At 71.3% G+C, this 22,767-nt stretch carries 16 protein-coding genes; 10 read left to right on the top strand and 6 right to left on the bottom strand.

Annotation, left to right across the window (positions count from 1 at the left end; all coding sequences use genetic code 11):
• Nucleotides 1-7: 7 nt before the first annotated feature.
• The 6 genes from ACFVZH_RS28045 to ACFVZH_RS28070 all read right to left on the bottom strand — a co-directional run bounded on the left by ACFVZH_RS28045 (nucleotide 8) and on the right by ACFVZH_RS28070 (nucleotide 4,936).
• Entirely contained in the window at nucleotides 8-199 is a 192-nt protein-coding gene (locus tag ACFVZH_RS28045) for a hypothetical protein (protein WP_384901459.1), read from the bottom strand.
• 121 nt (nucleotides 200-320) lie between these two features.
• Nucleotides 321-1,547 (bottom strand): acyl-CoA dehydrogenase family protein, encoded by a 1,227-nt coding sequence (locus ACFVZH_RS28050; RefSeq protein WP_384901460.1) that lies wholly within the window; start codon nucleotides 1,545-1,547, stop codon nucleotides 321-323.
• Nucleotides 1,544-2,440: a branched-chain amino acid transaminase gene (locus ACFVZH_RS28055; RefSeq protein ID WP_384901462.1), complete on the bottom strand. Its 897-nt coding sequence runs from the start codon at nucleotides 2,438-2,440 to the stop codon at nucleotides 1,544-1,546. Before ACFVZH_RS28055 ends, ACFVZH_RS28050 begins: the two co-directional genes overlap by 4 nt.
• A gap of 41 nt (nucleotides 2,441-2,481) precedes the next feature.
• On the bottom strand, nucleotides 2,482-4,116 hold the full coding sequence (locus ACFVZH_RS28060; RefSeq protein ID WP_384901464.1) for an AMP-binding protein: 1,635 nt from the start codon (nucleotides 4,114-4,116) through the stop codon (nucleotides 2,482-2,484).
• Nucleotides 4,113-4,685, bottom strand: coding sequence for a ferritin-like domain-containing protein (locus ACFVZH_RS28065; RefSeq protein ID WP_384901465.1), 573 nt, complete (start codon nucleotides 4,683-4,685; stop codon nucleotides 4,113-4,115). Before ACFVZH_RS28065 ends, ACFVZH_RS28060 begins: the two co-directional genes overlap by 4 nt.
• A complete protein-coding gene (locus ACFVZH_RS28070) occupies nucleotides 4,682-4,936 on the bottom strand; it encodes an acyl carrier protein (RefSeq protein WP_384901467.1) in 255 nt (84 codons plus the stop codon). Before ACFVZH_RS28070 ends, ACFVZH_RS28065 begins: the two co-directional genes overlap by 4 nt.
• A gap of 231 nt (nucleotides 4,937-5,167) precedes the next feature.
• Between ACFVZH_RS28070 and ACFVZH_RS28075 the strand changes: the two genes are divergently transcribed.
• The 10 genes from ACFVZH_RS28075 to ACFVZH_RS28120 are packed head-to-tail and all read left to right on the top strand — an operon-like array spanning nucleotide 5,168 to nucleotide 22,518.
• Nucleotides 5,168-5,392 (top strand): MbtH family protein, encoded by a 225-nt coding sequence (locus tag ACFVZH_RS28075; protein WP_384901469.1) that lies wholly within the window; start codon nucleotides 5,168-5,170, stop codon nucleotides 5,390-5,392.
• 49 nt (nucleotides 5,393-5,441) lie between these two features.
• A complete protein-coding gene (locus ACFVZH_RS28080; protein WP_384901471.1) occupies nucleotides 5,442-8,738 on the top strand; it encodes an amino acid adenylation domain-containing protein in 3,297 nt (1,098 codons plus the stop codon).
• A 7-nt stretch (nucleotides 8,739-8,745) separates the two neighbouring features.
• Nucleotides 8,746-9,993: an MFS transporter gene (locus ACFVZH_RS28085; protein ID WP_384901472.1), complete on the top strand. Its 1,248-nt coding sequence runs from the start codon at nucleotides 8,746-8,748 to the stop codon at nucleotides 9,991-9,993.
• Between the two features lie 40 nt (nucleotides 9,994-10,033).
• Nucleotides 10,034-11,836, top strand: a complete 1,803-nt coding sequence (locus ACFVZH_RS28090) for an amino acid adenylation domain-containing protein (protein ID WP_384901474.1) — start codon at nucleotides 10,034-10,036, stop codon at nucleotides 11,834-11,836.
• Nucleotides 11,833-12,618 (top strand): thioesterase II family protein, encoded by a 786-nt coding sequence (locus ACFVZH_RS28095; RefSeq protein ID WP_384901475.1) that lies wholly within the window; start codon nucleotides 11,833-11,835, stop codon nucleotides 12,616-12,618. The genes ACFVZH_RS28090 and ACFVZH_RS28095 overlap by 4 nt, the downstream gene beginning before the upstream one ends.
• A complete protein-coding gene (locus ACFVZH_RS28100) occupies nucleotides 12,615-13,850 on the top strand; it encodes a cytochrome P450 (RefSeq protein ID WP_384901477.1) in 1,236 nt (411 codons plus the stop codon). The genes ACFVZH_RS28095 and ACFVZH_RS28100 overlap by 4 nt, the downstream gene beginning before the upstream one ends.
• Complete coding sequence (locus ACFVZH_RS28105; RefSeq protein ID WP_384901479.1) at nucleotides 13,847-14,599, top strand: thioesterase II family protein; 753 nt, start codon at nucleotides 13,847-13,849, stop codon at nucleotides 14,597-14,599. The genes ACFVZH_RS28100 and ACFVZH_RS28105 overlap by 4 nt, the downstream gene beginning before the upstream one ends.
• A complete protein-coding gene (locus ACFVZH_RS28110) occupies nucleotides 14,596-15,630 on the top strand; it encodes a TauD/TfdA family dioxygenase (protein WP_384901481.1) in 1,035 nt (344 codons plus the stop codon). Before ACFVZH_RS28105 ends, ACFVZH_RS28110 begins: the two co-directional genes overlap by 4 nt.
• A gap of 5 nt (nucleotides 15,631-15,635) precedes the next feature.
• Nucleotides 15,636-17,447 (top strand): amino acid adenylation domain-containing protein, encoded by a 1,812-nt coding sequence (locus ACFVZH_RS28115; RefSeq protein WP_384901483.1) that lies wholly within the window; start codon nucleotides 15,636-15,638, stop codon nucleotides 17,445-17,447.
• Nucleotides 17,440-22,518, top strand: coding sequence for an amino acid adenylation domain-containing protein (locus ACFVZH_RS28120; RefSeq protein ID WP_384901485.1), 5,079 nt, complete (start codon nucleotides 17,440-17,442; stop codon nucleotides 22,516-22,518). Before ACFVZH_RS28115 ends, ACFVZH_RS28120 begins: the two co-directional genes overlap by 8 nt.
• Nucleotides 22,519-22,767: the final 249 nt, after the last annotated feature.

Here is a 22,767-nt window from a genome sequence, read left to right on the forward strand (position 1 = left end):
GGTTCTTCTACCAGTGGGTCTCGTCCCCCACGACGGGACCGGTGTCGGTGTTGGGCCCGTCGGCGGTGACGACGGTCGGGGCGGCGGCCGTTCCGCCGTGCGCCTGCGACGCCACTCCGCCCACGACCAGGGTGGCGGCGAGGGACAGAAGGAGGACGGGGAGGAGTCCTGAGCGGCGGGTCGGGCGGGCGTGGTTCACGTTGTTCTCCAAGATCATTGGGTTCGGCGGACTGATCGGTCTGGGCCCGGGGGTCGCCCGGGGTCGGATCGGATCAGCTGAGCCGCTTCGCCGGACGGTGGTCCCCATCCGCAGGCTTCGCTCAGGTGGTGTGATCCGTGATGAATCGGGGCACGTCGAGGTGTTCAAGGTCGGAGAGCAGGCTGTCGGTCGTGGGATCACGCCGGTCCAGGCCGGAGGCCACCAGATCGGCCAGTACCTCGTCCGTACCTCCTCCGAGGCGGGACAGACGGACGTCGCGCCACAGTCGCTCCACGGGGAAGTTCTGGGTGTAACCCCGCGCGCCGAAGATCTGCAGAGCTGCGTCGACGATACGACAGGCGATGTCGCCTGTGGTGAGTTTGAGGGCCGAGATCTCGTGAGCGGGCATCCTTCTGTCGCGCTCGGCCATCGACACCAGCTCCCGGAGCCGACCCTGCACGTTCCACAGTTCGGCCCGGCACGTGGCGAGTCGGTGCCGGATCGCCTGCTTGTCCATGATGCGGGCGTCCCCGGTCGTACGGCGGCGCGCGTAGGCGACGGCGAGGTGCAGAGCGTGCTCCGCGGCCTCCGCCAACTGGGCGCAGATGGCCAGCCGCTCGAACTGGAGAAGGTGCGTGGCGTAGAGCAGGCCGATGCCCGACTTGCCGAGGAGCGCGTCCGGGGGAAGCTTGACGTCGAAGGTGACCTGGCCCGCGTCGCAGCTCCGCAGACCCACGGTGTCGAAGACGCCGTCGAAGCTCACACCGGGGTGGTCGAGCGGCACGAGGAACAGGCTGAGATCGCTGACGTGGGCCGGGTTCTCCGGCCGGGCCAGCACCAGGATGTAGTCCGCCTGGCTCACGTTGGAGATGTAGCGCTTGCACCCGCGCAGCCGCCAGCCGTCAGGATCGGCGTACGCGGTGGTGCGCAGGCCCCGCAGGTTGGAACCGCCATGCGGCTCGGTGGCGCCGAAGCAGCCGATGGTCCGGCCGTCCAGGGCCTCCTCGAGCAGCGAGAGCTGGTAGGGGGTCTCGGCGAGCCAGCGCAGCGCGCCGATGAACATCTCACTCTGCCCCATGGCCACCACGGCCGCCCCGCTGCTGAGGCGGTAGAGCGTCTGCGACATCGTCACCAGCCGAGGGAGCCCCTCTTCGGCGCCGTCCTTCCAGCGGTGCCGGAACACGCCGGCCCGCCCCAGAGCGGCCGGCAGCTCGCGCGGTGTCCGCCCCTCACGCTCCCAGCGCTCGAAATCCTCGGCGTCGAAGCCGGCGAGCGCGTCCTCCAGCTGGTTGCGGAACTCCAGCGCCTGGTCTTCCTCCGCGGTGCTCTGCTCTACCGCCCATGTCATGACAGGACCTCCAGCCACTGTTCGTGGTCCGAGCCGTGAATCGCCTGTTCCAGATTCGCGGTGAGCTCGGCCGTCATCGCGCCCGGCTTCCCGTCACCGACCGTTCGCCCGTCGATGGAGACCACCGGCACGATCCCCGCCGCGGTTCCGGTGAGGAAGCACTCGTCGGCCAGGTAGAGATCACTGCGCACGAGGTTCTGCTCGCGGACCTCGACGCCGTGGGCCTTCGCCAGCGTCATGACGGTGTCGCGGGTGATCCCACCGAGCGCCCCGCTGCTCTGGGGCGGCGTCAGCAGGACGCCGTTGCGTACCGCGAACACGTTGTGCACCCAGCCGTCCGCGACGTACCCGTCGCCGTTGAGCAGGAGCGCTTCCTGGTATCCGCAGCTGATGGCCTCGCGCTGGGCGAGGAAAGCGTTCAGGTACTGGCCGGTCGCCTTCGCCGTAGGAGGCAGGGCGTTGGCCGACATGCGCTGGAAGCTGGAGATCTTGGCGGTGACGCCCTCGGTGGGCGGCAGGCCGGCCAGCGGGCCGTTCTCGCTCGGGATCACTGCCGCGTGGAAGGGCGCGCTGAGCGGGTTGGGGCCGTTCCCGAGGAAGACGATCGGGCGCAGATAGCAGTCGCCCAGGCCACCGGCGACCACGACATCGGCGCACGCCCGGGCGAGTTCGTCGACGGAGTACGGCAGGGGTACCCCGTAGATCGCGGCGGAAGCGGCGAGACGCTCGAGATGGTCGGTGAGGCGGAAGGCCACGGTTCCGCGGTCGGTCCGGTGGCATCGGATTCCCTCGAAGAACCCGATGCCGTAGTGCAGCCCCATGACGGTGACGTGGACGTTCGCGTCCTCCCAGGCGGTGAGTTCCCCGTCGAGCCAGATGGACTTGGCTGCCATCGGCAGTGCCTCCTTTCAGTGATGTCGGCTGCCCGACAGGGTCAGACGAGCTCGGCCAGCACGCGGCTGCCGATGGCGTCCGAGCTGATCAGATCGCGGCAGCGGGCCCGCTGGACCTTGCCCGAGGTCGTCCGGGGGATGGTGCCCGGACGGACCATCCGGACCGAGGTGAGGCGCGTGCCGAGGAGCTTGATGACGCTGGTGCGCACCTCGCGGGCCAGCGCGAGCGCCTCATCGGCGTCCGTCTGGCGGGCCACCTCGATGACGAGGGCCAACCGGGTGTCGTCCTCGATGTCACGGAAGGCCGCGCAGGCCCGCATCTGGGCCGCGCCCACACCGTGGGTGATCGCCTCGACGTCCTCCGCGAAGATGTTGCGGCCGGCCAGGGCGATGACCTCGTTGCGCCGGCCCGACACGTGCAGTTCGCCTTCGTACACGAACCCGGCGTCACCGGTGTCGTGCCACTCGCCGGTGGAAGGCTCGAAGCCGTCCGTCGTCTGGTAGCCGGAGAATCGCGAGGAGCCGCCGAGATGGACCGGTACCGGCTCGGTGCCGGTCCGCAGCTTCAGCCGCACGCCCGCCAGGGGGACTCCGACGGACACGTGTCCGTTCGGCCCCAGCCTCGGCCCTCGGCCGATGGTGGTGGAGGTCGTGCCCACCACGCCCTCGGCCAGGCCGTAACTCGGCTGAATGGCCCCCCACGCGAAACCGAGGGGTTCGGCCACCCGGTTGAAGTCGAGGAGGCTCTCCCACTGCAGCCGCTCGCCGCCGCTCAGGGACACCCGCATGCGGGAGAGGTCGAGTTCGGGGGCGTACGGGACCGCGGCGGCGAGGCGGTAGGCGAAGTTCGGGGCGGCGGTGATCGTCGCCCGCTCCTCGGAGAGCGAAGTCAGCCAGGTGGCGGGGCGCTTGGCGAAGCCGGTCGGGTTCGACAGGACGACGTCGATCCGGGCGGCCAGGCCGTTGAGGAGCATCGCGACCAGGCCCATGTCGTGGTAGAGCGGCAGCCAGGACACCAGGCGGTCCCGGTCCTGCTCCAGCTCCATCCCTGTGGCGACCGCCTTCAGGTGGCCGGCCAGCTCCGTCGGCCCGACCACGACGCCCTTGGGCGTACCGACACTGCCCGAGGTGAACTGGACCAGTGCGTTGTCCGGCACGGACAGGTCGGGCACCGAGTGGCGCTCCGAGTCCCGCTCGGTGAGCGCGCCCTGGGACAGGAGCCGTGCTCCCGGCGGCAGCGGCAGCTCGGCGCTGTCCTCGTCGCTGACGAAGAACTCGCAGCCCATGCGCTCCAGGACTCCGGCGATGCCCTGGCCCGGCAGGGCCCCGCGCCCGCTGCGCGGAGGCGCCGAGACCACGCCGCCGCCGGCCATCCAGACTCCGAGCAGGGTGAGCACGGATCCGAGGTCGTTGTGCAGGACGCAGGCCACCGAGGAGCCCGGCGTCAGCCCGGCCTTGCGCAGACGCGCGGCCGTCGAGGCGGCGCGCTCCATGAGTTCCCGGTAGCTCAGCCGCACGGTGTCGGAGCCGTCGGGGACGGTGACGTACCGGTCCGTGACCTCGTGCGGCCTGACGATCTCCTCCAGGCTGAGGAACCCGGTCGGCAGCGCGGGCCCGGCCAGGATCGTCTCCGCACCGACCTCGCTCACCGTGGCGCCGGGTGCGACCGTCGTCATGCGCCGGGAGCCTTGTTCAGGGCGTCGAAGACGCCGGTCGAGGAGAGTTCGACCATGGCCCGCTCGTCGGCGAGGATCGCACGCTCGATGATCCCCTCGACGGCCGGGTCCTTGAGCGCCCGCCGGTCCAGCTCCTCGCGGATGTACCCGACGTGCCAGATCTCGTCCTTGAGGATGCCGCGCAGCGTCCGGCGGATGGAGGCGGGGATCTCCTTCATCTCCAGGTGCTCTTCGTACTGGGCGCAGCCACGCCGCTCGGACACCCAGGTCAGCGCCAGGAGCTCGTTCAGGGAGCGGGGGATGCCGAACTGCTGGGCGAGGACCGTCTGGTAGGGCTCGTCGACCTCGTGGATCTCGCCGCCCATCTCGTGGATGGCCTTGCTCCACAGCCAGGCGTGCACGGCCTCGTCGCGGAGGTGGCGGCTCAGGTCCTTGCGCAGCTGCGCGTTGTCCGCGAGCCGGCCGAGGCGCATGATCGCGCCCGCGCCGTGGACCTCCGCGGCACGGTAGGCGTTGAGCAGGACCATGGGCTCCAGCTCGTCCTCCGGGGACGTCTGCTGCACGATCACGCGGCCGCCTCCGTCCCACCCGAGACCAGGAGACGCGCCACGCCGCCCACGGTCTGGAAGTCCTTGACCGACTGGACCTCGAGCTGACGCCCGGTCTGCTGGTGAACCGCCGCGAGGAGTTCCGCGGCGTCCAGGGAGTCGAAGCCGAGGTCCTCGACGAGGTTCGTGTCCGCCGTCACGTCCTTCTGGGAGATCGGCCGGCCCCTGCATATCAGCTGCGATATGAGTTCCACTGCCTGCTCATCCGTCATTTCTGGTTCCTTAGCTGGGTGGCGTGCTGTGATTCGAGAGCGTTCCAGGCGCATTATTCAGAAGTCAAGGGGAATCTATGGACGGTCAGCGGATGAATGGTGACTCGATAGTGGACCGATGTCGGCCTGCCGATAGTCCACGGATAGCCCGCGGATAGTGGCGCTCCTACTCTGAGATCGAAATCCCGGAGTCATGCGATTCCTGGCAGTCATGAGAGGGGCGATTGCACCATGTCTGACGATGTATCCCAAGACGTGCGGTACGCCGTAGTGGTCAACCACGAGGAGCAGTACTCGATCTGGCCCGAGGGCAGGGACCTCCCGCTCGGCTGGCGCGCCGAGGGCACCACCGGGGCCAAGGAGCAGTGCCTGCAGCGGATCGAGGAGGTCTGGGTCGACATGCGGCCGCTGAGCCTCCGTATTCATATGGAGCAGCAGGTCGATCAGGCGGTCTGAAATACCTTCGCGGGGCCGGAAGAGCGGTGGGGAAATGAAAGGGAAACAGATGGGGGCCGGACTTGATTCCGAGGCGAAGCGACGTCTCCTCGAAATTCGTCTGAGCGGCCGATCGGAAGGCCGGATCACGAGGTCTCCCGAGATTTCTCCACGTCCCGCCGGTTCGCTGGTTCCGCTTTCGCCGCACCAGCGGAGCATGTGGGCGCTCGACCGGGTGCTGCCGGACGGCTCGCTGTACAACACGCACCAGGGGCTGCGCCTGCGCGGCCCGCTGGACACGGCTGCCGTCCGCACCTGCCTGGAGGCGACCGTGCGGCGGCACGAGAGCCTGCGGACCACGTTCCCGGGCCCGCCGACGGCCGGCCAGGTGGTTCACGCCGAGCACGCCCCGGACTTCGCGGTGGTGGATCTCCCGGACACCGGGGACTCGCCGACCGAGCGCTGGGAGGCGGCCTGCCTCCTGGCGACGGAGGAGGCGGGGCGGAGCTTCGACCTCGCGGCGGGCCCCCTGTTCCGGGCGAGGATCTACCGACTGGCCGAGGACGACCACCTGTTGCTGCTGGTCGTGCACCACATCGTCAACGACGGCTGGTCGTTCGACGTCATCCTGCGGGAGCTCGCGACCGGGTACCCCGTCGCCGGCCACGGGACCGCGGCGGTGCAGACGGCCCTCGACGAGTCTCTCGGCAGCCTCCCCGTCCAGTACGGCGACTTCACCACGTGGCTGAGCCGGCGGGAGGAGGACGGCACGGCCGCCACCGAGCTGCGCGCCCGGTGCGAGGAGCTCGCGGGCGTGCCGGTGAGCTTGGAGCTCCCCACGGACCGGCTCCGTCCGGCGATGCCCTCCTACCGGGGCGGCGTGGCCGTACGGACGCTCCCCTCCGCCGTGGGTGACGCGGCCCGGGCCTACGCACGGGAGCACGGCACCAGCCTGTTCACCGTTCTGCTCTCGGCCTACAAGGTGCTCCTGCACCGGTACTCGGGGCAGAAGTCCTTCCACGTCGGCACGGTGGTCGCAGGCCGGACGGGTCCGCGGACGCAGCACCTGGTCGGGTTGTTCGCCAACACGATCGTGCTGCCCACCCGGATCGCACCGGACGACACCTACGTCGACCTGGCGCAGCGTGAACACCGCCGACTGCTCGCGGCGCTGGAGCATCAGCAGGTGGCCTTCAACGACCTCGTCGATGCTCTGAAGCCGCCGCGCGATGTGGCCCGCAACCCTCTCTTCCAGGCGTTCTTCCTGCACCGGGACGCTGATCACGCGCAGTGGCGGCTGCCCGGTCTGACCGTGGAGCCCTTGGAGTTCGACACCGGGCTGACCAAGTTCGACCTCTCGCTGTGCACGGCTGACGACGGCACCGCGATCCGGCTTCAGCTGGCCTACATGACCGACCTGATCGACGCGGCCACCGCCGAACGCATGGTGCGGCACTACGAGCAGCTCCTGACGCAGCTTCTGGCCGCTCCCGCGGCTCCGATCGCCGACGCCGATCCGCTGACCGAGGACGAGCGCCGGGCCCTGCGCGCAGCGGGCTCGGGAGCGGAGGTGCCTCGCGAGCCGGAGACGCTCGTACGGCTGTTGGAGCAGACGGCGCGGCGGCACCCGGACCGGGTGGCGGTCAGCCTTGCCGGCGCCGAACTGACCTACGCGGAACTGCACCGGCGCGCAGACGCGCTGGCGGCCCGGCTGCGTGTCCTCGGCGCGGGGCCTGATCGCCCGGTCGGGGTCTGCCTGGAGCGCTCGCCAGAGCTGCTGGTCGCTGTCCTGGGCGTACTCAAGGCCGGGTCCGCCTACCTTCCGCTCGACCCGGGATACCCGGCCGCCCGCCTCGACTACATGCTCGCGGACGCCGGGGCCGGTCTGCTGATCGGTTCGCCGCGGACACCTGTCGAGCTGCCGGAGTTCCGAGGCAGCCGTGTGTTCGTCGACCCGGCGGACGGCGAGGACCCCGTGCGGGACACGCCGGACGGGACCGACGTGTCGGCCGTGCCCCCGGTGGATCCGGCCAACCTCGCGTACGTGATCTACACCTCCGGTTCCACGGGCCGTCCCAAGGGCGTGCAGGTCCCGCACGCCGGCATCGTCAACCGGCTGCTGTGGATGCAGGAGGAGTACGGGCTGTCCGAGGCCGACCGGGTCCTGCAGAAGACTCCGATCAGTTTCGACGTCTCGGTCTGGGAACTCTTCTGGCCCCTGATGGTCGGCGCGCGGCTGGTGCTCGCGGCACCGGGAGGACACCTCAATCCCCGTTACCTGGCGCGGCTGGTCAAGGACGAGCAGATCACCGTCTGCCACTTCGTGCCGTCCATGCTGGGCACCTTCCTGGCCGACCCCTCGGCGCGCGGCTGCGACTCGCTCCGACTGGTGGTCTGCAGTGGTGAGGCGCTGGCGCCCGGGCTCGCGCGGCAGGCAGGGAGCGCCTTCCCCGCGGCCCGCCTGGAGAACCTGTACGGCCCGACCGAGGCATCGGTCGACGTGACCTCCTGGGACTGTGGCCTCGGCCCCCGGAACGGCAGCGTCCCCATCGGCCGCGCCATCACCAACACCCGCGCTCTGGTGCTGGACGACCGGCTGTGTCCGGTGCCACCGGGAGTGATCGGCGAGCTGTTCCTCGGTGGGGCGGGCCTCGCCCGTGGCTACCGTGGCCGCCCCGGCCTGACCGCCGAGCGTTTCGTCCCCGACCCCTGGAGCAGCCTGCCGGGCGAGCGGCTGTACCGAACCGGCGACCTGGCGAGGATGCATCCCGACGGTGTGATCGAGTACTGCGGCCGCACGGACTCCCAGGTCAAGGTGAACGGAGTGCGCGTCGAACTCGGCGAGATCGAGACAAGGCTGCGCGAACTTCCCGAGGTGGGGGACGCCGTGGTCGTGCTGCGTGACGACGAGAAGGGGCGCGGCAGGCTCGTCGCGCACGTCGTGCTGACCGCCTCCGATCCGGCGGCACCGGAACGTCTGCGGCGGAGCCTTGCCGAGTACCTGCCCCAGCCGATGGTGCCCAACACGCTGGTCCGCCACGACGAGTTGCCACGCAGTCCGGCGGGCAAGGCCGATCGGCTCGCCCTGGCGAACTGGCCGCTCGAGCCCGCGACCGCGGACCGGCGGGAACGCCCGGAGTACGCGTCGCCGCTGGAGGCGGAGCTGGCCGGCATCTGGTCCCGTGTCCTGGGCGTGCCCTCGGTGGCGCCGGGTGACAACTTCTTCGAACTCGGCGGTGACTCGTTGCTCGCGATCTCCTGCTGCGGGCAGATGGCCGCGGCCGGCCATGAGGTGGAACCCCTCCAGTTCCTCCGGCTGCAGACGTTGCGCCACGTCGCCCAGCACGTCGAGCAGAGAGGGGAGTGACCCGCCGATGAGACAGGTCTTCGCAGTCCGCGATGCCCGCATCTACCTCATCGGTCAGCTCTTCTCCGTGTTCGGAGACAGCGCGCTGTGGCTGGCGATGGGCGTGTGGGTGAAGATGCTCACCGGCAGCAGCAGCGCCGCCGGCCTGACGATGTTCGCCTTCGTCGCGGGTGAACTGCTCGCGCCGCTGTGCGGGCTGGTGGTGGACCGGGTCGGGCGCAGGCGGCTGCTGATCGTCACCAACATGCTCACCGCGGCTCTGGTGCTGCTGTTGCTGCTGGTGCACGACCGGACGAACCTGTGGCTGGTCTACGTGGTGATGTTCGGCTACGGCGTGTCCGTGGCCATGCTGGACGCCGCCCAGTCCGCCATGCTGCCCGAGCTGCTGCCCAAGGAGCTCCTGGTCTCCGCCAACGGCTTCCTGACGGTCATGCGCCAGGGATTCCGTCTCGCCGCACCGCTGTTGGGCGCGGGCGCCGTCGTGGTGATCGGAGCGCACTGGGTCGTCGTGATCGATGCGGCGACCTTCGTCATCGCCACCCTCTCCCTGCTCGCGGTACGCGGTGGCCGCAGCGCGCCCGCCCCGCACGGCACCGAGGAAGGCCGGGAGAGCTGGACGACTTCCGTCCTGCTCGGTATCCGGCACGTCTGGGCGACACCGGCGCTGAAGCGTGTCCTGATCGCCGGGGCGATGTCCCTCAGCGTCTTCGGTTTCGCCCAGACGGCGCTGTACGCGGTGGTGGAGAAGGGACTCGGCAGACCGCCGGCCTTCGTGGGCGTGCTGGTGAGCGCGCAGGGCGTCGGCGCGATCGCAGCCGGGCTCACCGCCGCGGCGGTGGTACGGCGTATCGGCGAGGAACGGGTGGCGACCGCCGGATTCGTCCTGTACGCGGGGGGCGCCCTGCTGCTGATTCCCCCGCTGCCGGCCGCGGTGGCGGCGGGCGCGGTCCTGTGCGGCTTCGCGGTGCCGTGGATCCTCATTCCCATGATGACGCTGGGGCAGAAGCTGACCCCGGCGGGGCTGCAGGGCCGGGTGCACGCGGCCTTCAACATGGTCGGCGGGGTGCCGCAGACGATCTCCATCCTGGTCGGCGCCGTGCTCACGTCGGCCCTGCACTACCGACTGGTGCTCCTGCTGATGTTCGCCGTGACGCTCGCCGCAGGTGTGTACCTGGGCGTCCGGTCGCGCGCGGACAGGGCACCCGCTGCCGAGCAGGTCGGATCCGAGCGTGTGAGCGACAAAGTCCGTGACTGACGACTGCGCACAAGAAGCGTTGATGACAAGGGGCAGGCAGATGGAGAACCGGTCGACCGTATTGCTGCACGAGGTGTTCGCGCGGTGGGCTCGGGAGGGTGCGGACGGGGTCGCGGTGGTGTCGGGTGGCCGGTCGTGGTCGTTCGGTGAGGTGGACGCGTGGGCGGAGCGTCTTGCGGCGGTGTTGCGGTCGCGGGGTGTGGGGCCCGAGGTGTTGGTGGGTGTGTGTCTGCCGCGGTCGGTCGAGTTGATCGTGGGGTTGCTGGGGGTGTTGAAGGCGGGCGGTGTGTACGTGCCGCTGGATCCGGAGTATCCGGTGGCTCGGCTGGAGTTCATGCTGGGCGACTCGGGTGCCGCGGTGGTGGTCGGCTCGGGTGAGGTCGCGCGGTCGTTGGCGTCGGGCGGCGGGGTGCCGCTGGTCGAGCCGGACGCGGAGGTCGCGGAGGGTGGCGTGGCCGGCGCGGTGGCGGTGGCGGTGGCGGCGAATCTGGCGTACGTCATCTACACCTCGGGTTCGACCGGCCGTCCCAAGGGCGTGCAGATCAGCCACGCCTCCCTCGCCAACACCATCGCCGCGCAGCAGTCGTTCCTGTCGCTGGGACGCGACGACGTCATGCTCCAGTTCTGCTCGCCGAGTTTCGACGCCTCCGTCTTCGAGATCATCGCGGCCGTCGGCGCGGGAGCCCGCCTGGTGCTCGGCGCCCGGGACGAACTGGTCCCGGGTGAGCCGTTGGCGGAACTGATGCGTCGCCACGAGGTGACCGCCTGGTGCGGGCCGCCGTCCGCGATCGCGGCGACGGGCGCGGTCGACGTGCCGAGCATGCGCACGGTCATGGCCGGTGGCGAGGTGTTCACCGCGGCGATGGTCCGACCCTGGCTGGAGCAGGCACAGTGCTTCAACCTCTACGGCCCGACCGAGGCGACCATCTGGTCCACCGGCCACCGGGTCCAGTCGTCGGACGACGAGGCGAACCTGCCCATCGGCACCGCGATCCCCGGACACAGCGCCCTGGTGCTGGACGCGCGACTACGGCCGGTCCCGGTCAATGTCGTGGGCGAGCTCTACCTCGGCGGCGTCGGAGTCGCCCGAGGCTACCTGGGCCGTCCCGGGCTCACCGCGGAGCAGTTCCTCCCCGACCCCTACGCGCAGACGCCGGGAGGACGGCTCTACCGCACCGGCGACCTGGCCCGCAGGCGGGCCGACGGGGAGCTCGAGTTCGTCGGCCGCGCCGACGACCAGATCAAGATCCGCGGCTTCCGGGTCGAGCTGGGCGAGATCGAGTCGGTGCTCGGCGGCCACCCCGCGGTCCACGAGTGCGCGGTGGTCCCGCGCGAGGACGCCTCGGGCGTGGTCGGACTGACGGCTTGCGTGGTGGCGCGGCCGCAGACCCAGGACGATGCCACCCCGGAGGCGCTGCGCGCCTATCTGGGTACCCGCCTTCCGGAGCACTTCGTGCCCGGCGGGTTCCATTTCGTCGAGGAACTTCCCTTCACCGCCAACGGCAAGGTGGACCGGACCGCGCTGGCCGTGCTCATCACGGACTCCGACGCGGAGACGGTCACCGGTGCGCCGGCCTACGAGGCGCCCCGGACCCCTCTGGAGGAGATGGTCGCGAGCATCTGGCAGGAGGTGCTCGGCGTCGAACAGGTCGGTGTCCACGACGACTTCTTCGAGAAGGGCGGCCACTCGCTGCTGGCGGCGCAGGTCATCACGCGGGTCAGGGCGCTCACCGGGGTCAAGGTGTCGGTGCGGATGCTCTTCGAGCACAGGGTGCTCGCCGACCTCGCCGAGGCGATCATGAACCAGGCGCTGGCCGAGGCCACGCCCGAGGAGATCCGATGAACGCCGCGACGAGGTCGCCGTGGCTGATGGAGTGGCCGAACGCCGAAGCCGCCGGTCAGCTGCTGGTCATCTGCCATCACGCGGGCGGGGGAGCCGGACAGTTCCGCAGCTGGCAGGACGAGCTGGGGCCCGATACCGGCGTGCTCGCCCTGCAACTCCCGGGTCGGCAGAACCGGTGGTCGGAACCGGTACTCGAGTCCATGGACGCCATCGTGGCCGGCGCGCTGCCCGCGTTGCTGGCCCGGCTCGACCGGCCGTTCACGATCTTCGGTCACAGCATGGGCGGCATCGTCGGATTCGAGCTGGCGCGGCTGCTCGGCCAGGCCCACGGGCTGTGGGCCGACCGGCTGATCGTGTCCGCGACCCGGCCCCCGCACCGGCACCACGGCGATCTCGACCTCAGCGGCTACCGCGACGAGGAAGTGGTGCGCCACTTCGTCGGCAATGGGACGCTGCCCGGCTGGGTCTTGGACGACCCGGACCTGCAGGCCCTGCTGATCCCCCCGCTCCGCGGCGATTTCGCGGTGTGCGACGACTACCGCTTCCGCCCGGGCAAGCCGCTGGCCTGCCCGCTGACCCTGTGCGGCGGGACCGAGGACGAGGGCGTCACCCCGGCAGAGCTCGACGGCTGGAGTGAGTATGCCGGCGCCGGCTGGGACCGCCTGCTCTTCCCGGGCGGGCACCTCTTTCATCTCGACCCCCACTCCGGCCTCGTGCCCGCCATCGCCCGGCTGCTGAGGGACACGGCCCCGGAGCGACACACCCAGGAAGCGGCCTCATGACCACGACCGACATGCTCGATCCGGGCTCCGTGGACATCGCGGATCCCCACCTGCACAGCCAGGGCGATCTGCACCCCGTCTGGCGCTGGCTGCGTCGTAACGACCCGGTCCGCTGGACCGTGCGGCCCAACGGCGTCGCCTACTGGTCGGTGACCACGCACGCCGAGGTGGTCCGCGTCCTGCGGGACAGCAAGACCTTCTCGTCCGAGCAGGGAATGCGGCTGGGCGGCGACGTGCGGGCGGCTGCGGCCGCGTCCCGCAAGATGCTGATCGTCACCGACCCGCCCCGACACGGTGCCATCCGCCGGATCATCAGCTCGGCGTTCACCGCGCGCACCGTGCACCGGCTGGAGCAGAACATGCGCAGCACGGTCACCGAAAGCCTCGACCGCGCGCTGGAGAACGGGACCGTCGACTTCGTCGAGGCCGCCTCCCGGCTGCCGGTCGCGGTGATCTGCGATCTGCTCGGTGTGCCGCGCGAGGACTGGGACTTCATGCTCGACCGGACCACGGTGGCCTTCGGTGCCGTGGACGAGGACGGCTCTCCCGCCGACGCGGCGATCGAGGCGCACGCCGAAATCCTGCTCTACTACTCGGAGCTGGTCCAGGAGCGGCGGCGAGAGCCGCGCGAGGACGTCATCTCCGCGCTCGTGCAGGGCACGGTGGACGGGGTGCCGCTGAGCGACGAGGAGATCTTCCTCAACTGCGACGGACTCATCTCGGGGGGCAACGAGACCACCCGGCACGCGGCCGTCGGCGGCGTGCTCGCCCTTGCCGCCCGGCCCGACCAATGGCGGGCGCTGCAGGCCGAGCCGGCGCTGCTGCCCTCCGCGGTCGACGAGATTCTTCGCTGGACCTCTCCTGGCGCCCACACGCTGCGGACCGCCACCCGCGACGCCGAGCTGGCCGGACGTCACATAGAGGAGGGTCAGCAGGTAGTGGTCTGGGGCCCGTCGGCCAACCGGGACGAGTCGGTCTTCGACGATGCGGACACCTTCCGGATCGACCGCACGCCCAACCGGCACGTCACCTTCGGCCACGGTGCCCACTACTGCCTGGGCGGGGCCCTGGCGGTCAGCGAACTCAAGGTCCTGTTCGAGGAACTGTCCCGCCGGGTGGCCGACATCGAGGTGACCGGTCCGGTGCGCCGGGTCCGCTCGAACCACATCGCGGGATACGACCAGGCCGAGGTGTCGCTGACGCCGGCCGACGGGACGGGGGCGCACCGATGAACGGGGAAGCCGTCTGGGACATCCGTCCCGATCTACCGGCCGACGCTCCCAGTCTGCTGGTGCTGAGCCACGCCGGTGGCAGCGCCCACGCCTACCTGGACTGGGAGCCGCTGATCCCTCCGCACGTCAGACTGTTGATCGGGCAGTATCCGGGGCGGGGAGCCCGCTACTCGGAGCCGCTGCCCGTCGACGTGAACGACGTGGCCGATCAGCTGTACCAGGTGCTGCGGGACCAGCCGCGACTCCACGTGCTCGGTCACAGCATGGGAGCACTGGTCGCCTTCGAGCTCGCGCTGCGACTGGAGCGCGAGGGGCGCCCGCCCGCCGGGCTTGTCGTCTCGGCCGCGCGGGCGGCCCACCTCGAGAATCCCCGCCCGGTTCACCCGGAACGGCTCGACGACGAGGAGCTGGCCGTCGAACTCGGCGTCCGTGGCGGGACCGCACCGGAACTGCTGGAGGACCCGGACATGCGCGCCATGGTGCTGCGCGTGATCCGAGCCGACTTCGCCCTGGACGACGCGTACCGCTACACCGGACCCGTCCCGGCCCTGAGCTGTCCGCTGACCGTGCTCGGCGGCGAGGACGACCCGGTGGTGCCGGTCGCGGACCTCAAGGCATGGCACCAACTGACCACCGGCTCCGCGGACATGTCGATGTTCCCCGGCGGCCACTTCTACTTCTCGGACGACCTGCCGACGGTGCTTTCCGCAGTCGGCCGCGTACTCCCCGCAGACCGGAGGAACCCATGACCACCGCCCTCCCCGCCCCGAAGGAGACCGCGGGTCTGCCGATCGAGTACGCGGTCGGCAAACCCCCGCTGCTGCAGTGCCCGCCGCTGGCGGACCTGGACACGGCGGTGGACTGGCTGGAGCAGAACCGCGAGCAGCTGCGAGCGCAGCTGCGGCACTCCGGCTGCCTGATGGTGCGCGGGCTGCCCGCCACGGACGCGGCCGACTTCGCCGCGTTGCGCGACGTCCTCTTCCAGGAGCGCGCCGCGTACCAGGAGAAGGCGACCCCTCGCAGCGACTTCGGGGACGACATCTACTCCTCGACCGATCTGCCGCCGGCGCAGCCGATCAAGTTGCACAACGAGAACAGCTACACCCTGGACTTCCCCGGCCTCCTGCTCTTCTTCTGCGCCCAGGCGCCCGAGGAGGGCGGCGCGACCACCGTCGGTGACATGCGCGAGGCGCTGCGGCTGGTGCCCGCGCAGCTGAGGCGGCGATTCGAGGCACAGGGCTGGATGCTGGAGCGCTCCTACAGTGTGTTCGGCATGCCGTGGGAGAAGGCGTTCGGCACGTCGGACCGCGCCGAGGTCGAGGAGTACTGCCAGAAGCGCCGCATCGGTTGGAAGTGGACCGGCGACCAGGGGCTGCAGACGGCGCAGCGCCGGGCCGCGACGATCGTCCACCCGGTGACCGGGGAGCAGGTGTGGTTCAACCACGTCGCGTTCTGGAACTCCTGGTCCCTCGACGAGGACATCCGCGAGGTCCTGATGGAGGCCGCCGAGGAGAACGGCATGCCGTTCGAGACACGATTCGGCGACGGCAGCCCGATCAGGGCGGAGGAGGCGGAGGCCCTGCGGCGCGCCTATGAGGCGGTGACCATGCGTGAGACATGGCAGCGGGGCGACCTGCTGCTGGTGGACAACATCCTGTGCGCGCACGGCCGGGACGCCTACCGCGGCGACCGTAAGATCCTCGTGGCGATGGGCGAGCCGGTGCGGCTGAGCGACTGCAGCCCGAGCGTGTCCCCGTCCGCCGTCGGAATCCACGGGTGAGCGCGATGACCTTCGTGGATCTGCTGGAAAGACTGGACGGCGTACCGGGCGACCGTGAAGCCGTCATCGGTCCCGACCGTGCCCTCACCTTCGCGCAGCTGCGCGACGAGGCGGGGCGGCTGGCCGGCGCGCTCCGCGCCCGGGGGCTGGGCCCGGAGCACGTGGTGGCGGTCTCGCTGCCGCGCGGCGCGGACCTCGTGGTGGCCCTGATCGGCGTCCTGATGGCCGGCGCGGCCTACCTGCCCGTCGAGCCGGGGCTGCCGGCGGAGCGCCGACGGCGGCTGCTGGAGGCATCCGGGGCTTCCCTGGTGCTGGCGGACCGCGCCGCGGCGGACGCCGGCGCGGACGGCCCGCCCAGGCTGACGCCGGAAACGGCGCTCCTCGGGGCGCCCGACGGCGACACGGGCCGGGCACCGGTCCATCCGGACCAGCTCGCCTACGTCATCTACACCTCCGGTTCCACGGGTGAGCCCAAGGGCGTACAGATCTCCCGCGGTTCGGCGACGGCGCTGATCGGATCGCTCGAAGAGGCGGGTGTCTCCCAGGGCGAGGGCGGCCGGGTCGGCTGGAACGCCTCGGTCGCCTTCGACGCCTCCGTGCAGCAGTGGACCCGGCTGTGCCGCGGCGACACCCTGGTGATCGTGCCGGACACGCTGCGGGCGGACCCGGCCGCGATGACGACGTGGATCGCCGACCAGCGGTTGACCGCCCTGGACATCACCCCCTCGCACCTGGACACCCTGCTCGACCACTGGCCGGCGCCCGACGGTGCCGAGAAACCACCGCTGACCCTTCTCGTGGGCGGTGAGGCGATCAGCCCCGGCCTGTGGAAGCGTCTGGTCGAGCTGCGCGAGGCAGGGGTGGCCCGCGCGGTCAACCTGTACGGACCGACCGAGTGCACGGTCGACGCGACAGCGGGCTGGGTCACCCCCGCCACCGAACCCCACCTCGGCGGACCCCTGCCCGGGGTCCGTCTGCGGCTGGGCGACCCCTTCGGGCGGACCGCGGCCGGTGAACCCGGGGCGGAGATCCTCCTGGCCGGTACCGGAGTCGCCCGCGGCTACCTGGGCCGCCCCGGACAGACGGCGGAACGTTTCCTGCCCGACGAGGACGGACCGCCCGGATCGCGCTGCTACCGCACCGGCGATCTGGCGCGCCGATCCGCGGACGGGTCGCTGGAGTACCTCGGCCGATCCGACCACCAGGTGAAACTGCGCGGCTACCGGATCGAGCCGGGGGAGATCGCCGCGGTCCTGACGCGACAGCCCGAGGTCGCCGAGGCAGTGGTCGTGCTGCGCGACGACCTCCCCGGTGGCGCGGGCCTGGTCGGATACTGCAAGGTGCGCGCCGAGGTGGGGGCCGACGCCCCGCAGCGGTGGCGGGCGGCCTGCGAGGAGTCCCTGCCCGGCTACATGGTGCCGGCCGCTCTCGTGACGCTGGAGAAGTTCCCGCTCACGGCGAACGGCAAGCTCGACCGGGCCGCGTTGCCCCGGCCGGACGCCCCGGCCGAGGCCGTGGAGGACGTACCGGCGTCCGAGGACCAGCTCCGGGGCCCGGTCGAGCAGCTGATCGCGCAGGTCTGGTCGGAGGTACTGGGCTCGGTCCGCATCCGCCCGACCGACAGCTTCTTCCGGCTCGGCGGTCATTCCCTGCTCGCGATCAAGCTGGTCGCCCGGCTGAAGCAGGAACTCGGTCTGAGCATCCGGGTGACGGCCGTGTACGAGCACCCCGAACTGCGGTCGCTGGCAGCGCACATCGAGACGACGCGCGCCGCGCTCGCCGACGGCGAGGCGCGGGGGAGTGGACACCATGGCTGACACCCGAACCAACGGACCGAGCCCGGAACGCATCGCCTTCGAGAGGGCCCTGCTCGGGCGCGCCGTCGCCGAGCGGGCCGCGGTCCGCGAACGGCCCGAGGTGCTCCCCGTCAGCTTCGGACAGCAACGGATGTGGCTGTCCGAACAGATGGACTCCGAATCCTCGGCCGAGACGACGGTCTTCGTCATCGGCCTGCGCGGGGAACTCGACCTCCCCGCGCTCCGGGGGGCCGTCACCGACCTGACCACCCGTCACGAGGTGCTCCGCACCGTCATCGTGCCGGAGGGTGAAGGGCTGGCGCAGCGGGTCCTGCCGGCCGGGGAGGTTCCGCTTCCCGTCGTCGACATACCCGCGGAGGGCGCCGAGGCGGCCGTGGAGGAGTTCGCCCAGGGCCGGCTCCGGTACAAGCAGGACCTCGCGGCCGAGCCGCCGGTCGACTGGACGCTGCTGCGCAGCGGTGGACACTCCCACCACCTGGTGCTGCGCATGCACCACTGCGCGGCCGACGGGTGGTCCGAGGGAGTGCTCAACCGGGATCTCTCCGCCCTGTACCGGGCGCGGCGGACCGGGGAGCCCGACTCGCTTCCTCCGCTTCCCCTGCAGTACGCGGACTTCGCCCTGGCCCAGCGGGCGCAGCTGTCGGAAGGCGGGGCCGAGCGGGGACTCGCCCACTGGCGGGCGCGACTGGCGGGCGAGGTCCCGCCGGTACGGCTGCCCTTCGACCACGTGCCCGCGGAGGACAGCGGCCTGGCCTCCGACACCTCCTTCACCACTGTCCCGGTCGACACGGTCGACCGGCTGGAGCTCCTGGGGAAGGCCGAGGGCTCGTCGACGTACATGGCCCTCCTGGCCGCGTTCGCCGTGACCCTGTGGCGTGGCTCGGGGCAGCGGGACCTGGTCATCGGCTCACCGGTCGCGGGCCGGGACCTGCCGGACACGGAGCACCTGATCGGCGTGTTCATCAACACCCTGCCGATGCGGGTGGAGATCTCCCCGGACGAGAGCTTCCGTGCACTGCTCCGCCGGGTTCGCGACGGAGCGCTGGACGACCTCTCCCACGGGGGAATCCCCTTCGAGTCCCTCGTGGAGGCGGTCCGGCCGGAACGGGAGCCCGGTCGTCAGCCGCTGGTGCAGGTGATGCTCCAGCTGGACAACACCGCTTTCGCCGAACCGGAGTTCCCCGGTCTGGAGGTCTCCTACCGGCAGCTGTTCGCCGAGAAGTCGGGGCTCGACCTCACCGTGAGCCTGGGGCGCCGCGGTACCGAATACGGTGCGGTATGGAAGTACCGGTCGGAGCTTCTCGGCACCTCCACGGTGCGCATCCTCCAGGAGCGGTTCGAGGCGACGCTGCGCGAGCTGGCCGACCACCCGGACACCCCCCTGCACGCCCTGACCCTGCTCGGAGAGCGGGAACGGCAGATCGTGTTCGCCGAGCGCGGAGGCATGGACCGGGACGAGCTGCCGGTCACCTTCCTCGGCGCCTTCGAGGAGTGGGCCCGCCGCACCCCGGGCCGGCCCGCGGTCCGTGAGGGCGACGAGGAACTGGACTACGCGACCCTCAACGCGCGGACCAACCGGTTGGCCCAGCGGCTGCGTGCCCTGGGGGCAGGCCCGGAGACCCTCGTCGGCCTCTGCGTCGAGCGGGGTGTCGAAGGCATGGTGGCGCTGCTCGCCGTACTCAAGGCAGGCGCCGCCTACGTGCCGCTGGACCCGCGCCAGCCGGCCGCCCGCCTGGAGGTCATGCTCCAGGATGCGCCGCTGAGGTTCGTGCTGGCCGGCGAGGCGCACCGCGCGTCCCTGCCGGACCTCACCGTGCCGGTCCACGTGCTCGGCGAGCTGGAGGCCGAGGCCGTCACCTGCTCCGACACCGATCCACAGCCGTGCGTGAGCGCCGACAACCTCGCCTACGTCATCTTCACCTCCGGGTCGACCGGGCGCCCCAAGGGCGTCGCGATCACCCACCGTGGCCTCGCCAACTACCTGCTCCACGAGCACCTCGACATCCTGAACGACCCGGATCCGGACCGACGCGGTTCCCTGGTGGGCACGTCGCTCGCCTTCGACCTGGTGCTCACCGGGTTGTTGCTGCCGCTGGTCGCCGGTGGTTGTGTCCGGCTCCTGCCGGAGGGCGGGGAACTGGCGGCATACGGCGAGGCCCTCGCCTCCGGTGAAAGCTACGGTCTGCTGAAGGTCACGCCCTCGCTGCTGGACGCGATCGACGCGCAGCTCCCTCCGGAGATCTCGCCGGACGTGCGTCTGGCCGCCGTCGGCGGCGAGCAGCTCACGACGGATCTGGTCGCCCGCTGGCGGCGGCGCTGCCCCGACGGACAGGTGCTCAACCACTACGGACCGACCGAGACGGTGGTGGGCTGCGCCGCGTACCAGGTGCCCTTCGGTCCGCATCCGGACGGTGTGGTGGCGATCGGCAGGCCCATGTCCAACACGCGGATGTACGTGCTGGACCAGGACGGCACGTCCCTGGGGACGGGCACCGTCGGCGAACTGTACATCGGCGGCGCATGCCTGGCCCGGGGCTATCTCGGCAACCCGCGGGTCACCGCCGAGCGATTCGTCCCGGATCCGTTCGTGCCCGGTGAGCGGCTGTACCGCACCGGTGACCTCGCACGGTTCCGCCCGGACGGGCTCCTGGAGTACCTCGGGCGGATCGACGAGCAGGTGAAGATCCGCGGCTACCGGGTCGAACCCGGTGAGGTCGAGACGGTCCTGCGGACCCATCCCGGCGTCACCGCGGCGGCCGTGGTCGCCAGAGTGCGGGCGCCGGGGGACATGGGCCTGGTCGCGTACCCGGTCACCGCGCCCGGCAGCGGAGTGACCGCCGCCGACCTGCACGCCCACCTGGCCGACCGGCTGCCGGACTACCTCGTGCCGTCCGACATCGTGCTGCTGGAGGAGCTGCCGCTCACCGGCAACGGCAAGCTGGACCGGGCCGCACTGCCGGAGCCCGGGGCGGGCGACCGGATCCGCTCCACGGGCGCCGGCACCCGGCCCCAGCCCCGACCGGCCGACCGCACCGCACCGCTCAGTCCCGTCGAACAGGCGGTCGCGGACGTATGGGCCGACGTGCTGGGCCTGTCGGAGGTGGGTCCGCACGACGACTTCTTCGCCCTCGGCGGCCACTCGCTGCTGGCGGTGCGGCTGGTGGCGCGCATCCGGGAACTGTTCCCGCAGCTTCCCACCGACTCGCTGCTGCGGGATCTGCTGCGGAAGGCGACGCTCGCGGAGTTCACCGCCGCCATGGGCCAGTCGCTGCTGGCCGCGGCGATGCGCCCGGCGGCGTCCGCCGCGACGGGTGCCGGCGGTACCGCGCATCAGGACGCGGTGCCGGCCGTGGACCGGAACCAGCCCCAGCCGCTCACCCCGGCGGCAGCGGGGATGTGGATGCTGGAGCGGCTGCGTCCGGGCACCGCCGAGCAGGTGGTGCCGCTGGTCGTGGAGCTGGAGGGGCCGCTCGACCCCGAGGCGATGAGCTGGGCGCTGGACCGGCTGCTGGACCGGCACGAGGCACTGCGACTTCGGTTCCTCGAACGGGACGGGGTGCCCATGGCCCTGGCGCGGCCGGTCGGCAGCGTCCAGGCCCCGCTCGGCAGGCACAGCGCCGCCTCTCCGCAGGAGGCCCGGCGACTGGTGGACGAGCTGGTCGCCCGGCCGTTCGACCTGACGACGGGACCGCTGCTGCGCGGTGACCTGATCGGCGTCGGACCCGAGCATCACCTCCTCTGTCTGACGACGCACCACATCGCGTCCGACGCCTGGTCCTGCCGGATCATGCTGCGCGACCTCGCCGCCTTCTACGCGGAGCGGGCCGGCGGAGCCCCCGCCGCTCTCCCGGCACTCACCGTGCAGCTGCTCGACCACATGGCCTCCCAGCGCGCCCGCCTCTCCGGCGGAAGGCTGGAGCCCGAGGTGGAGTACTGGCGTGAGGCCCTCGCGAACGCGGCCGAGCTGCGGCTGCCGCTGGACCGGCCTCGCCCGGTACGGCGGTCCGGCGCCGGCGCCTCGCTGAACCTGCGCCTGCCGCACGGCTCGGCCGAGATGCTGCGGCGCCTGGCCAAGGACGAGCGTGCGACGCCCGCCATGGTGCTGCTGACGGCCTGGCAGGTGGTCCTGCACAGCGCGGCCGGTGGACAGGAATCGGTCGTGGTGGGTACCACCGTCGCCTCCCGCGGCCTTCCTGAGACCGACGACCTGGTCGGCTTCCTGTTGAACCTGTCGGTCATCGCCGGTGATCTGTCCGGGCGGCCGTCCTTCCGTGAGGCCCTGGGCCGTACCCGGGAGACGATGCTGCAGGCGTACGCCCACGCGGAGGTCCCCTTCGACGAACTGATCGGCAGGCTGGAACCGGCGCGCCCCGACTCCCGACATCCCTGGTTCCAGGTGCTGTTCGACTTCGACAGCCAGGACGAGCAGAGCGGCACGATGGGCGAGCTGACCGCCCGCCCGGTCCTTCCGGAGATCCGGACCGCCAAGTACGATCTCGCCCTCTCGCTGCGGCTCGGCCCGGACGGTCTGGCGGGCGAGCTGACGTACGACCGGGACGTCTTCGACGAGTCGTCGGCGCGGGGCTTCGCCGGAGCGTTCGAGGCCGTGCTGGAACGGCTGGCCGAAGGGTCCGCGCAGGACGTGGCGGTGGCGAGGCTGGCCTCGGAGCTGGCTTCGCGATGGACCGGGGACCAAGGCGGTCCGGCACCCGCCGCGGGCCCGGCCACCGGGACCGCTACCCGGGCGCCCTATGTCGAACCGGCCTCCGAGACCGAGCGCACCCTCGCCCGGATCTGGGCCGAGCATCTCAAGACGGACCGTGTCGGCGCGGAGGACAACTTCTTCCACCTCGGCGGGCACTCACTGCTGGCGCTGCGCGCCGTCGGACGGATGCGGGAGGTGTTCGGGGTCGAGCTGTCGGTGAGCGCGCTCTTCGAAGCGCCGACACTGCGGCTGCTGGCGGAGGCGGTGGAGGCCGCGGTTCTGGCCGAGCTGGACGCCATGGACGAAGACGAGGTGCAGCGGAGCCTCGATGCGCTGGCGTCGGAGGAACCGGGCGCCGCCCGGTGAGGTAGGCGCGTTCCCGGTGCCGGCCACGGCACGTGTGGCTCAGGCCGCCCCTCGGCAGAGGCCGAGGGGCGGCCCCTGGCATCGGTGGACCGCGCTCCGGGCATGCGTTCACCGTCATCCGAACTGTCCGCCGACCGAGAGTGAAGTCGTGTTCCCTGCCCGGGGACTCGAGGCTTCACCGCCATCCGAACGAACGGGGGGTTGTGCCATCACACGGAACACCGACGGGTGCCTCGGACTGCTCGAGAG

The sequence above is a fragment of the Streptomyces sp. NPDC059534 genome (assembly GCF_042743475.1).
Taxonomy (GTDB): Bacteria; Actinomycetota; Actinomycetes; order Streptomycetales; family Streptomycetaceae; genus Streptomyces.